Genomic DNA, 375 nt, shown 5'->3' on the forward strand with positions numbered 1-375 from the left:
TCTTGTCGGTCTTGATCTTGGCGTCGGCAATCGCCTTGACCTTCAAGGGATGGGCGAGAACGACATCATCGCAAATGTCGTCGAGCCAGTCGTACATCACCATCCAGTTGCGCGTCGCCTCGACCACGGCATGCGAGTTCTCGCGGTAGCGTTCGAGAAACCCACCGAGCGACTGGCGATCGTTCTTCACCCGGCCCGATCTGAGCGTCTTGCCGCTGCTGTCCTGCACCACCAGATGACTATAGGATTTGTGGTAGTCGACGCCGATATGGTAATCATAAGAGGCAGTCATGCTTCCAACTCCCTTGTTGAGATCTTCGAAACCCCAATAAGGTAAGCCGAAAGGCCGGAAGCGTGACTGTCCCTCGATCATCA

The 375-nt window shown here is 55.5% G+C and carries 1 protein-coding gene; it reads right to left on the minus strand.

Annotated elements, in window-relative coordinates; genetic code table 11:
• The coding region (locus C6558_RS39375; RefSeq protein WP_146161036.1) for a transposase at positions 1-292 on the minus strand (292 nt) is incomplete at its 3' end.
• Positions 293-375: the final 83 nt, after the last annotated feature.

The organism is Ensifer sp. NM-2, assembly GCF_003024455.1.
GTDB classification, from domain to species: domain Bacteria; phylum Pseudomonadota; class Alphaproteobacteria; order Rhizobiales; family Rhizobiaceae; genus Ensifer; species Ensifer canadensis.